Annotated in this window: 11 protein-coding genes; 4 read left to right on the top strand and 7 right to left on the bottom strand. The window is 40.8% G+C overall.

Annotated elements, in window-relative coordinates; translation table 11 throughout:
* The first annotated feature begins 72 nt into the window (after nt 1-72).
* Both DRF67_RS01185 and DRF67_RS01190 read left to right on the top strand, forming a co-directional pair.
* Nucleotides 73-726 carry an HAD family hydrolase gene (locus DRF67_RS01185; protein WP_115926004.1) on the top strand — a complete coding sequence of 218 codons (654 nt, stop codon included), beginning with the start codon at nt 73-75 and terminating at the stop codon, nt 724-726.
* A 15-nt stretch (nt 727-741) separates the two neighbouring features.
* Complete coding sequence (locus tag DRF67_RS01190) at nt 742-1,320, top strand: RDD family protein (RefSeq protein ID WP_115926005.1); 579 nt, start codon at nt 742-744, stop codon at nt 1,318-1,320.
* Between the two features lie 108 nt (nt 1,321-1,428).
* On the opposite strand, the gene DRF67_RS01195 is transcribed toward DRF67_RS01190, so the two are convergent.
* The 7 genes from DRF67_RS01195 to DRF67_RS01225 form a co-directional block, all read right to left on the bottom strand.
* Nucleotides 1,429-2,361, bottom strand: a complete 933-nt coding sequence (locus DRF67_RS01195; RefSeq protein WP_115926006.1) for a hypothetical protein — start codon at nt 2,359-2,361, stop codon at nt 1,429-1,431.
* A gap of 10 nt (nt 2,362-2,371) precedes the next feature.
* On the bottom strand, nt 2,372-5,131 hold the full coding sequence (locus tag DRF67_RS01200) for a glycosyl hydrolase 108 family protein (protein ID WP_165851717.1): 2,760 nt from the start codon (nt 5,129-5,131) through the stop codon (nt 2,372-2,374).
* A gap of 16 nt (nt 5,132-5,147) precedes the next feature.
* A complete protein-coding gene (locus tag DRF67_RS01205) occupies nt 5,148-5,651 on the bottom strand; it encodes a DUF4280 domain-containing protein (RefSeq protein ID WP_115926008.1) in 504 nt (167 codons plus the stop codon).
* 14 nt (nt 5,652-5,665) lie between these two features.
* Complete coding sequence (locus tag DRF67_RS01210; protein ID WP_115926009.1) at nt 5,666-6,811, bottom strand: hypothetical protein; 1,146 nt, start codon at nt 6,809-6,811, stop codon at nt 5,666-5,668.
* Nucleotides 6,812-7,013: 202 nt separating this feature from the next.
* Nucleotides 7,014-8,585 carry a M20/M25/M40 family metallo-hydrolase gene (locus tag DRF67_RS01215; RefSeq protein WP_115926010.1) on the bottom strand — a complete coding sequence of 524 codons (1,572 nt, stop codon included), beginning with the start codon at nt 8,583-8,585 and terminating at the stop codon, nt 7,014-7,016.
* 154 nt (nt 8,586-8,739) lie between these two features.
* Nucleotides 8,740-8,916, bottom strand: a complete 177-nt coding sequence (locus DRF67_RS01220) for a histone H1 (protein WP_115926011.1) — start codon at nt 8,914-8,916, stop codon at nt 8,740-8,742.
* A 215-nt stretch (nt 8,917-9,131) separates the two neighbouring features.
* The gene (locus DRF67_RS01225) at nt 9,132-10,553 is read right to left on the bottom strand and encodes an aminotransferase-like domain-containing protein (protein ID WP_115926012.1); all 1,422 of its coding nucleotides are present in this window, start codon (nt 10,551-10,553) and stop codon (nt 9,132-9,134) included.
* A gap of 118 nt (nt 10,554-10,671) precedes the next feature.
* Here DRF67_RS01225 and DRF67_RS01230 point away from each other — a divergent pair, with 118 nt between their 5' ends.
* Both DRF67_RS01230 and DRF67_RS01235 read left to right on the top strand, forming a co-directional pair.
* Entirely contained in the window at nt 10,672-11,187 is a 516-nt protein-coding gene (locus tag DRF67_RS01230; protein WP_123912692.1) for a hypothetical protein, read from the top strand.
* A 119-nt stretch (nt 11,188-11,306) separates the two neighbouring features.
* Nucleotides 11,307-12,221 carry a helix-turn-helix domain-containing protein gene (locus DRF67_RS01235; protein WP_115926014.1) on the top strand — a complete coding sequence of 305 codons (915 nt, stop codon included), beginning with the start codon at nt 11,307-11,309 and terminating at the stop codon, nt 12,219-12,221.
* Nucleotides 12,222-12,256: the final 35 nt, after the last annotated feature.

Raw genomic sequence — 12,256 nt, forward strand, 5'->3', positions numbered from 1 at the left:
CGCTCTGTACCTGCTTTAATAGTCAAATAATTGCTTAATGAAATAAAAAAATCGTAATTAAAAAGAAACACTTTGAATTATAAAAACTTAATTTTCGATCTGGACGGTACTTTATGGGACCCCAGAGCTACCATCATCAAAATATGGAATGCAGTGCTCCTGGAGCATCAGCTGATTCCAAAAGAATTAAAACCCGAAGATATGGATCAGTATATGGGACTTTTGGCCCATGATATTGTAAAAGATATCGTTCCGGGTATTTCAGACCAGCAGGCTCAGGAGATTCTTTCGGAGATAGTGGCTCAGGAAAATAAGGTCCTGCGCATACAGGGTGGCCTTCTGTATGATGGTGTTGAAGAAACACTGAAGAGTCTTTCAGAAACCCATCGCCTGTTTATTGTCAGCAACTGCCAGGACGGATATATCGAATCATTTTTAGAGTATTATCAGCTGGAGCATTTATTTGTTGATTTCGAATCTCACGGTAGAACGACCAAGCGCAAATCCGAGAACATACAGCTTGTTATGGAACGGAATCAGTTGTCTGCCGAAAATTCCATATACGTCGGAGATACCCAGACCGACTATGACGCTGCCAAGGTCAATGGTCTTCCTTTTATTTTTTGTGCCTATGGTTTTGGAAAACTGGCTGATGCAGCCTACACCCCTTCCATTTCCAGATTTTCAGATTTAGGAACGTGTCTGTTTGGAAGTAGAGAATCATAAGAATCGTGAAGACTGATGACTACCATGAGAATTTCCCAACTAAAAGAGAGAAGAATCATTCACAGGCCAACCAGTGATTTTGATCATGAAGGGAAAAGAATTTATAAAGTCTTTGAGTATGACTTCACCTATGATCCTTCTTATCCTGGCAGTGGAAGAGAACGGCTTTATGCGAAGATCATCGATGCTCTTCCGTTTATTTTCATTTTCTTTTGCCTGCTGAAATATCCGCTTTTTATATCTGTTATCCTCTCTCTACCCTGCATTCTCGTAGCCGGAACGATCTCTGAGATGTATTGGGGCACTACATTGGGAAAGAGGATGTTTAAGATCAACGTTATTGATGATTTTGGCAACTTTCCCGGCCTCTGGCTCTCTTTGAAACGAAATATCTTATGTTTTATCAATTTCTGTCCTGAATTTGCAGATTTTATTCCACCACCTAACCAAACATGGCAAGCGGAAAGCACCGAACTGAAATTCAGTATGAACCTAAACAACAAAATCTGTAAAACATATATTGTTAAACAAAGTAAAATCAAAGAAATCCGTGAGCTTCTTTCACAGGCAAAAGTGACGAGCAAGGTATTATAAACCTATAAGAGTCTATTCTTTATAGAACCAGACCTTACATATCTTCCTCATGGACCTTGGCTATTTCACTCTTTTTGTTCTCTGATGAAATTAATTCGCCTGTGCCTGCTAGTACAAACTCATCTCCTCAATATTACCATGGGCTGATAGTTTATATTTTCCCTTTTTTTTCTTGTTTAAATGGTCTGCAAAACTGATTTCATAGACGTCAATAGTCATATCAGAATTAATGATAAAAGTTTCGTAGGTTTCTTCGTCAGGCATTGCATATCCTATAGATTGACTGCTTACGATTTTGTTATTTTTAACGGTAACTATTTCCTGTAAACTGGAATCTCCCTCAAAATTGAGGACATATACAGCTATATCGCTGTTGAAGATTGACTGTATAGGAAATATAGCTTGTGGACGGCCTTCGTTACGATCTAAAATCTTGATGATTTTGTCATATTCAGATGTATTTAAGAGAGGATATTTCTCTTGACAATCAGCGGAGCTTGACTGTATGCAGGTTTGTTTGTAGTTTTCATAATCAAATGGCAGATGAACCGTACCCACAGCTGATCCCTTTTCTTTTTTGATGAGTATACTGCTTTCTTTTTTCAGGATGCATGTGTCCGGAGCATAATATTCGCCGTCAGGAATTTTTAAAATTGACCAACTTAAAGCCTGATCAGTTACTTTAATAAGGCATTTCCCCTTTCCTGAATTGAAGAAACTGTGAAAATCACCTACATATGCATTTTCCCCTCTATTAAAAGCGGCTTTTATATTGATGTTTTTCTCAAAATCACAATCAAGCTTTTGTCCGTAATTATATACTGCGCAATATTGTGCGAATAATGAATCATTGGTTATTTCAAGAATTTTCAACGTGAACTCCTGACTTTTATCTTCTGATTTCCAACGCCATGTTTCGGAAAAGATTTTTTCCTTATTTACGGTTATGTTATTAACAAGATTGTATTCCTTAGAATCGTTTCCTTTGCAAGAAATAAAGATCCCTGTAAGACCAATAAATAGTAAAAATTGATATACCATGGTTAAAGTTTTATAATGTGTAGTGTCTGCATTGATCTACTCTTCTTTTGAGTCCCTTTAAATAATCAGCAGAAAACCAATTTTGAGAAGCGCCGTAGTCATAATACTCTTTTCTTATCTCACTTATCCGTGTAAGTAGCTGTTCCTGATCTTTCGGCTGATTCAATGCATTGGCCGTCTCTTTTCCCATTCCTCCATCAATAGTAAGGGTTTGGTTAAATTCATTAACGAGTAGTTTCTGGACTTCTCTAATTGCTCCACCAGAGGTAATGCTCCAATCATACACCATAAGGGCTACCTTCAGGTTATTGATCTCACAATATCCGTTAGGCTCCCAGTAACGTTTTCTATAAATAACAGTAGCCTGCTCCTCGGTAAGTTTTTTTTGATTTTCTTCTGTTGGCTCAATACCTAAGTCCTCCTTTGCATACTTTTGCCAAACCGGCCAGGATATCCCTCTATTGGTTGGATCACCCTTATCTTTAGAGGGTTCATTTTTATAGCCTCCTTCATGTTTCAAAATGATAGGCGCTATTTTTTTAAATCTGTCTTCACATGTATTTGGATGATGACGCTCTGACTTATTGTGTTGAGACTGATATGCCCCATAACAACTGCAGGTATTTGCAAAGCCCAATTCAGTAGCTAACTGAACAATACTTTTTTCATTTAAATCAGACAGACTTTTGCAAAAATATTGATCTTCTAAATATTGTGAATCAAACTGTCTTACATCCATATGGATCCAACTGAAAGTATGGTCATATCGCAATTTTCCTTTATTACTGTATCGTAAATCGATAGGCTCTATCGAGAATAAATTTTTACCAGGCCATTCTTTCTGAGCCCCCAAATATTTTATAAAGATAGAATCGCGTATCATCCTTAATTCCGCGAGGTTTTCTTTATTTCCTCCTCTTATTGCCCAATTGCCTTTACTAAATTGTATATCGATAGCTTTTCCCTGGTGGTTAGTTGTTGTATAATTTTTAAATCTACATCTGTATCCGGACGTAAAATGATCAATGGTATAAGTCTTTTGCTGACTAAAATAAAACTGTAATGCTTTGAAACCATATAAAAGAGACCTGTGAAGGCCGGGATATTCATACTTATTCATAGCCTCGGTTCTCACATTGCCTTTATAGGTATTTTTGCCCGTTCCATCTCCGAACCCTTTGCAATTATTAGTTTCCAGAGTTCCTCTTAAGGCACTTGTTACTCTTTTTCCTTTTGTACTGCAAGAGCATTTTAACTGATTCCATAAGGTGATGCTGATCTCAAAATTTCTACAAAACTCATCAATCGCTCTCAGCACATGTCCACAAACCTTTCCGGTTTCCGGCACTTTCATATAGTCTCGCTGAAACTGCTTAATCATTTTCTCTGTTCGGTCTGTAAACCGGTCTGTCGGTACATTGCCTCCAAAACCTGCGAGGCGTATATTAATTTCCCTGATCAGCTCGTTGGGAGCAGAATTTTTATCGATGCAATATTGACCTCCGCAATTTTTCACCTGCTGTTTCTGTTCCTTAATCATAACCGGAGAATTGTTAGCCTCAACTTTCATAGGCTTTGCATCGGGGCTTACCGGGATCACCTGAGAAGTCACTGACGTATTGAGGTGTTCAACTTCAATAAAGTATTCACGGTCTTTTCCTTCCCCAAAATCATGGCTTTTGTTATACATTTCCCGGGTAAGAAGAATCGTATTGATAAAGTTGACATCATAAGGAAGAGTTATCGATTCTTCGTACAGGAGATCATGGCTGTAGCGCCAAAGGTCTTCTTCCCATATCCTTACCGTTACATTTTTTCCCCTCATGTGCTGAGCGGTTATTTTAATGGCTACCTTATCTCCGGTTCTCGCGTTTTTCAGGGGCCTTCCTGTATTATCTGTAAACACTGCGCTCAGTATTTTCCCTTCTGGATCAGCCTGTTTTTTTGCCGCAGAAGTTTGTGGAAATTTGGCCGTTTCCTTTAGGGGTGAGGGCTTACCTTTTCTCTTTCCTGTTCCTGCATCAGGGATTTTTTTCGGATGGGGAACATACTCCGGATTGGCCACCGGGATATTGGGACTCGCTTTTAGCATATATTTTGCCATCACTTCAGCGGTCGCATAATATTCATGAGTCTGCCCCTCCTCTTGATCTCCTTTGGCTACTCGAGCATTGGCAATCTGAACGGCCATCGTATAAGCAGACAGCCTGAAAACAACCCGGGCAATGCCTTCATCATCCACCTCACCCATCAGTGGAATCTGGTTGATCTTATTCATCATGTTCACCACCGGATCATGTCCTTTCCCTATGGCGTCATCTTCCCATAAAGTGAAAGCTATTTTTTGTCCAAGCATACCTACACAATTGGCTTGTGCGATGACCGTATCCGTATAATGAAGCAGCTTTCCTTTTGGAAGGCGCCTGGAATAGACATCAAGCAATTCCACACTTATTATTCTTGGTTCTTCGGCTTCCTTTGGATGGATGTATAAGGCTCCTTTATCGTTTCCTCTTACCGCTTCTATTTTTATCGCTTTATATTTGAGGCTTTTATTTGTAAAAGTATAGATGACAGGATTTCCCTCTTTTATATTTCCACGGGCAATACGCCATCCTTTGCTGTCCTGAACGTGAATACTCCACTGAACCTTTGGTGATGGAAAAGAAAATGAATTGGAGGTCAGCAAATTATCAAATACCGAAAGCGAATAAGCCTCAGCATTCCCAACAATAGGCCGCTTACTGCCTGTAATAGTTAATTTTGTCATGTGTTTCTTGTGAGGTTTATTCATATATCTGATCTGAGTCTTCCAGGTCTTCCTTCAGATCCCTCAGATCTATAAAGGGATTAATGAGGCGGTAGGTATCGGGATCGGCAAAGATGATGTTCTGCTGATTCATTACAGATTGCTGTCCGTGCTCTTTTATGGTAATCTTTCCGCCTGTACAGCACATCAGCTCAGAAATTTCCGAAAGACAGCTCTTATCCATTATTTTTACCTTCTCATAGGTTTTCTGCCATGTTCCGGCAGGAGCAAATACACAGGGTAAATACCCTCCTGAAGACGGTCTTAGTCTGCATATTCCAAAGCTGGATCCTGAAGGATCAAACATCACATCATCCTCTGTTACCGCCAGATAATCCGCATCGCCTCCTTTGCTGTTCCAGTAATGTTTTTGATGCGAGGTTACCTTAAACTGGGGAAACTGATTTCCCTCGCTGCACTGAGCCCTTCCTTTGCGGATGATAAAGTGCTTACCATCGTGGGCCGATAAATTTTCTGACATAGCATTGTGTTTTTTTATGACTGATATTCTCCAAACTGTTCAGTTCTTCTTACCAGTTCGAAAGTCATTTTTTTCCTGTAATCCGCGACTTCCATCTCAAATTCTGCGCTGATCTTCCGGACAGAGAAGTCCGGAAAAGCCAAGGTATAGGTTGCTTTATGATTTCCTTTCAGTGACCGCGCGTGCGGCTGTGCAAGATGATCGTATTCTTTATCTGTATGGTATAATTCCTGAAGAGTACGATAATCTGTGGCTCTACCCGTCTGTACCATTTCGATAAAGCAGGTATCTTCTTGCGGTAAAGTACGGTGAACCATTTCCAGTTTCATGGGTGAGGCCGGAGCCAGCCATGAAAATTCATCGTGATAGGCAGAGGTCATATCTTTGGAGTGATATTCTGCCTGATAAAAACGTCCGAAAAAGAATTGCAGCACAATTAAATCTTTAAGGCTGTCATACATCACCCGGGAATCTGCCATTTTGCTTTTCATCTGTTCAATGTGCAGAGCAGCATAAGGTCCTCCATGATATTTTTTTAATTCTTCTATCTGGCAGAGTATTTCTTTGATTTCTGTATGAGCTTCAGCAGCCACAAAACTTCCATGCCCGTCAATCCTTAACTGTATAGGATAAATTATTTTCATGAAATCTGTGGCCAGGCTATTGATCTTCTGCTCCGGTTCTTCACCGTCTTTTTTTAAATCGCTCATCGAAAAGTACAGGTAATGGTTGTTTTCCTCTTCTTTGATATAGCTCAAATGTACCGTATAGGTATATTCAAGCTTTTGGATCCCATCCTCATTTTCGGTTTGCCGTACTTCATAATCTCCGCTAACAGACGTGATATTAAACGGAATTTTCCCGTAAGGAAGCAGATAACATAAACTTTCACCCTGCTGCTGTATCTTCCCGTTCATTTCGGCAACTTCTTCCGGGCAGGGAATGTAAATTTTCTGTAAGAACCGTAAGGTTCCCTCTTCAGGAATTATATCAAAAGGACTGCACCGTGCGTTATGGTATTGCCGAAGGTAAGCCGGGTTTTGAATTTTCAGGCCCCATGATATACTTTCCAGTGTCTCTCCGGTTCCTGCAAAACAGATATTTCCATAATCTGTCCCCGGATCAGGGGTCTCCTGATTTGTTGTATTTTTTTCCATCATAATTTGTGCGTTTTAAATGTCAAAAGACCATTAAAATTAAAAATCTCACCTTCAGAAAAGGCTGCAAGCGGTTGTATTTTTTGTGCAAAAAAAATGTACAACATCATCGCAAAAACAGATGAATATTGTACAATATCAAAAAGGAGGCTGACTCAAAATGAGTCAGCCTCCTGGTATTCGGTACTATAAAAGTTTACTCCAATTACTTATACTCCTTAGAGTCCCTTCTAGGTTGTTTCAGTTCCGGCCATTGTATGGTTTGCCCTTTATCATCCTGTGGCATCGCTCTTTTTTCCCTGTTTGTAAATTCAGGGTCTTCAGAAGCCATATACGCTAATGCTGCCGTTAAAACCACATTATTTTTCACTTCATCAAAAACGATCTTGTCATAGGTATCTTTTGTGGTATGCCATGTATATCCGAAGTATCCCCAGTTCAGAGAACCTAAGGAAAACCCCGGTACACCTGCCGCTACAAAAGAAGCATGGTCTGAACCGCCACCGCCCGGCATTCCCGGAAAATCGGTTTTGATATGGCTTTTTACAGCTTTCGGAACCCCGTCAAGCCATTTCCCGATATAATCATAGGCTTTTACAAACCCCTGGCCGCTGATGTTCACCACACGTCCGGTTCCGTTATCCTGGTTGAAAGCCGCCTGTACGCCCTTTATGATTTGTGGATTATCTGCAACAAAACCTCTGGACCCATTCAGTCCCTGTTCTTCGCTCCCCCACAGCCCGATTATAATGGTTCTTTTGTTGTTCGGGTAATATTTTTTCAGAATCCTTATCGTTTCAAGCATCGTAAGGGTACCAGTTCCATTATCTGTAGCACCTTGAGCACCATCCCAAGAGTCCAGGTGGGCAGAAAGAATAACATATTCGTCCGGTTTTTCCTTTCCTTTGATCATTCCGATGGTATTAAAGCTTTTGGCATCCGGCAGTATTTTGGACTGGGCATCGATCTTAATTTTTGGCTGAGCTCCTTTTTCTGCCATTCTGTACAGCATTCCGTAATCTTCCACATCGATGTCAATCATAGGAATTTTTGATGTTTTGGCACCAAAGATCCTGTTGGCTCCCATGATTCCCGTCCAGTTGGAGATCGCGATCCCTGCCGCTCCTGCTTTCTCCAAAGCTTCAGGCAAGGAATTGTTGTCGTAGCCGATATTTTTTACATAGGCAGTGAAATCTTTAGCAGCCTGCTCTTTTTCTGCTTTCAGCTTTTCGTACAGCTCGGGAGTTGCAAACTCTTTGATTTGCTCATCTGAACGGCCAATCTTCTGATACTGTGCCATAAGCACTATTTTTCCTTTGGCTGAAGGAAGCCATTTATCAAATTCAGCTTTGGAAGACACTTTGGGAAGAACCACCACTTCTGCTTCTAACGCTTTTCTGGTAGCAGGACTCCACGCCAGCTGTGTCGCTGACAAAGATTTTACGCGCGGATATACCATATCTACATGGGTGGTCCCTCTCTGCCAGCCTTTCCATGTTCCGAACTGCTGGAGATTGGCATCTACCCCCCAGGAACGAAGCTTGTTGGCACTCCATTCATTAGCAGCAAGCATTTCCGGTGTTCCCACAAGGCGCGGGCCTATACCGTCCAGCAGCTCATACGCCATGTTTTCAAGCTGGGAATTGCTATTGACTTCATCTACAAAACTTTTTACGATAGGGTCGAGCCTTTCTTTCGGGTCTACCTTTACCTGAGCCCATGAAAACTGGGCAGCCAGCACTACTGCAGGCACTGCAAAAAATCTATTTATCCTCATAGTATATATTGATTGGTTTAAAGATAAAAGAAATTACGGAAATGGTAAAGAAATAAAGTAAAAAAGACTATAAACAGGAACGTTTTGAAGGTTTTTTAAGAACAAAACCAATAAGGCATAAAAAAACCGGCTCCAAAAGCCGGCTAAAGGTGAATTATTTTTTAGCTTCTTCTACAGAAACTTTTCTGAATTCTTTGAACAGTTTGCTTAGTTCTAAAGCTGATTTACGAGCTCTTGTACCCGCTGCCTTGTTCCCTTTTTCCGCTTGTTGGTTTGCCTCAGTTGTGAACGCCTCAATTTCCGCGTTGATTTTTTCAATTAGTTCTTTCATTTATTTAAAAATTTAGGCTGCAAATATAGGTTTTATGGTGATTCCAGCCTAATTGTGTAGAAAAAAACTGAGAAATTTCATTAAAATTAATGAGGTATTTCCGGATTCACTTTAATTTTCAAAAAAAATCGGGCTGATCAGGCTTTTATGGACAGCGGGTTCCTATTATATAAGGGTAAGAATTTCGAAATCATTTCCGTTCTGCTGTGCAGAGCTTATCGTTCCAAAAGGAGCTCGTGGGCCTTTACCCCTGTTTTTTCCAGCAATGCAATACTTTCTGAAGAAATTCTTTCCGCAAAAATGATCCTGAAATGATGAGGGTATTGGTCTGCAAATGAAAATGTATAGCCGGGGGTAAATAAAATCTGATGCCTGTCACAATACCGCCAGAACTTTTCCATAGGGACACCTTCCGGCAACTGGCCCCAGATACTGTATCCTCCCTCAGGTCTGTGGAAATAAGAACCTTCAGGAAAAGACCTCCTGACGACATCGAGTACCCGGGTAGCCTGCTCCTCCAGCTTCTTCCGGAACGTTCGCAGATGTCTTTCATAGCTGCTTCCCTGTAAAAGTTTCAGAACAAGTTCCTGATAAACAGGTGAAACGGAACGCCCCAAAACAAACCTCACCCGCTCGGATCTGGAATACCATTCACCGGCATACAGCCATCCCAGACGGATCCCGGGAGCCAATGTTTTTGAAAATGAAGAATACATCATGACAATACCTTTTGTATCGAAACTTTTTATGCAGCGTGGCCTTTCTTCACCAAAATAGAGATCAGAATACATATCGTTCTCAATAATACACATCTGATGATCGCCGGCAATAGCAAGAAGCTCTTTTTTAACTTCATCTTTCATCAGAATTCCCGTAGGATTATGAAAATTAGGTGTGACAATAAGAGCCCTTACATGATGTCCTGTACAGATCTTCCGGAAATATTCCACATCAAAGCCATGCCTGTAATGCACCGGAATCTCCACCACCCTGAGGCCAAGGCTGGATAACACCTCCAGCACAGAAAATACACAGGGACTTTCTACTGCTACAATATCACCGGCTGCTGTTACGGACCTCAATGCAATCGTCAGGGCCTGCAGCGCTCCGTCGGTAATGATCAGCTCGTCGGGGTTCAATGTACAGCCGTACTTAGCCATCTGCTGTGCTATCAACCGCCTCAGCAATTCCAATCCGTTGGAAGGATAATATCTGAGCAGGGTGGCGCCTTTTTCCCGGATCACCTCCTGCATGGTCCTTAAAATAAGTTTCTGGGGAATCAGAAGATCTCCCGGCACTGCGTGATTAAAGGAGCTCACATCTGAAGTCTGTTGAGAGGTAAGAATCATATTTTTCATAAATGATTCATCCCTGATCACCGGAGAAAAATGGGTTTGTATATCCGGGATATTTTCATCCTTGACCTCACGCACGAAATAGCCGGAACCGGGACTGCTCATGACCAGGCCTTTCATAACCAAGTATTCAAAACCATTCTGAACGGAAGTCATGCTGAGCTTGTACAGGGACCTGATCTCCCTTACAGAGGGAAGCCTGTCCTTAGCCCTGAGGGTTCCAATGAGAATCTGCTGTTCGATAATATGTGTAAAAACTTCATACTTGTAAGGCTTCGCCATGGTATTTTCAACTGTATATGGTAAATTTACGAAAATACTCAACTGTACCGGTTATATTTTTACAAACTGTATCCCTTATGTAAGAAATAATCTTATAATTTTGAATAAAAAAAGTTCCATGGAGATCATTTCAAAATTTACAGTGGGTTCGGAAGAGGGAATTTCTGATCTTATCACCATTATCGATTCTTCAGTCGAAGCTCTTCATCAAAAGATGATTCCTACCGAAGAAATCAAAAAATACATCAGCACCGGGATCGACCCGAGGAAAATGATCAACGACCTCAATGATCTCTCCAACCAGCTTATCATGACCTATGCAGACGGACAGCCGGTAGGATACAGCATCATAAAAAGCGGTGCATTGCCTCCCAACGGATCTGAAGGGAAAAGAACAACGGAAATGAGTTTCGTTATTATTCCTGCATTTAATACGGCGGAAGTCCGGCAGTCGCTTTGGAAAAAATCCAGATCCGCAGTCAGTTTTACCGATATCGTGTGGATCAATATGCTGGATCACGATCCACTGATGGAATTTTTTAAAGAGTCCGGATTCTCCGTAACCGGCACTGCTCAAGCCGGCCCTTTTCAGCTTCCCTCCCAAATTTTGGAAATGGACATTCAAAAAAACTAAAGGAAAGAGCTATTTTACCCAACTAAGATGACCGCTCAATAAGGATTTGTTATTGATAAGAATTCATTTGCTTTGGATTCTACATATTTACGTATCTTTGATTTTTATAATTTACGCCCATGAGTGATCAGCTGGAAACCATAGAAGATTATTACAGACGCATCCGTAATGACCAGGTCAAAATATTTGATTCTGAGGATTTTGAACAGGGTAAATCCCATTTCAATATATCCATGCGGAAGTACTGCAGTTTCAAGAGTCCATACAACCGGCGTGATTATTACAAAATCAGCTTTATTATAGGAAAAGGGACAATCCATTATGGTACGCACCAGCTGTATATCGACCGGCCGGCTTTATTTTTCCCATCGCCCAGCATCCCATATTCCTGGGAGTGCGACAGTGACCTTCAGGAAGGCTATTTCTGTCTTTTTAACCAGGAGTTTTTCAACAGCAATTCGGAGTTTAATCTGTTTAAAAAAACATCAATATTCAAAGAATGGAGCAAGCCCGTGGTTTTCCTTACCGAGGATCAGACGCAGCTGGCTACGCTTTATTTTGACCAGATTTACAGAATGAATAATTCTGCGTATCCGTTCCGCTGCAACAGCATCAAAAATAATCTGGCGGCGGTTCTCCATCTGGCCCTGGAAAATCGTATGGAAGACATCCACCCTCATGAATTGCCTGCCAACGTACGCCTGTACAGATTATTTGATGAATTGCTGAATAAACAGTTTCCATTGGACTCTCCTGCTTATCCATTGGCTTTAAAAACACCATCAGACTTTGCAGAACATCTTAATGTACATGTGAATCACCTCAATTCATCTGTAAAATCTGTAACCCACCTCACTACCACACAGATCATTAAGGAAAAAATGTTTGAGGAATCCAAAAACCTGCTGAAATACACCAACTGGGATATTGCCCAGATAGGATATACTTTGGGGTTTGATCAGCCCGCTCATTTTAATAACTTTTTTAAGAAACATGCCCAAACTTCACCTTTGAAATTTAAGAATTCAGTATAATATTTGATTTTTGTAATTTTTACTTTGTCTTTTAG

This window comes from Chryseobacterium pennipullorum (genome assembly GCF_003384725.1).
GTDB lineage: Bacteria > Bacteroidota > Bacteroidia > Flavobacteriales > Weeksellaceae > Chryseobacterium > Chryseobacterium pennipullorum.

Coding starts and splice junctions, on each gene's coding strand:
- DRF67_RS01200 (WP_165851717.1), bottom strand. CDS start 5,131: ATGACAAAATTAACTATTACAGGCAGTAAGCGGCCTATTGTTGGGAAT.
- DRF67_RS01225 (WP_115926012.1), bottom strand. CDS start 10,553: ATGGCGAAGCCTTACAAGTATGAAGTTTTTACACATATTATCGAACAG.
- DRF67_RS01235 (WP_115926014.1), top strand. CDS start 11,307: ATGAGTGATCAGCTGGAAACCATAGAAGATTATTACAGACGCATCCGT.
- DRF67_RS01215 (WP_115926010.1), bottom strand. CDS start 8,585: ATGAGGATAAATAGATTTTTTGCAGTGCCTGCAGTAGTGCTGGCTGCC.
- DRF67_RS01220 (WP_115926011.1), bottom strand. CDS start 8,916: ATGAAAGAACTAATTGAAAAAATCAACGCGGAAATTGAGGCGTTCACA.
- DRF67_RS01230 (WP_123912692.1), top strand. CDS start 10,672: ATGGAGATCATTTCAAAATTTACAGTGGGTTCGGAAGAGGGAATTTCT.
- DRF67_RS01190 (WP_115926005.1), top strand. CDS start 742: ATGACTACCATGAGAATTTCCCAACTAAAAGAGAGAAGAATCATTCAC.
- DRF67_RS01205 (WP_115926008.1), bottom strand. CDS start 5,651: ATGTCAGAAAATTTATCGGCCCACGATGGTAAGCACTTTATCATCCGC.
- DRF67_RS01195 (WP_115926006.1), bottom strand. CDS start 2,361: ATGGTATATCAATTTTTACTATTTATTGGTCTTACAGGGATCTTTATT.
- DRF67_RS01210 (WP_115926009.1), bottom strand. CDS start 6,811: ATGATGGAAAAAAATACAACAAATCAGGAGACCCCTGATCCGGGGACA.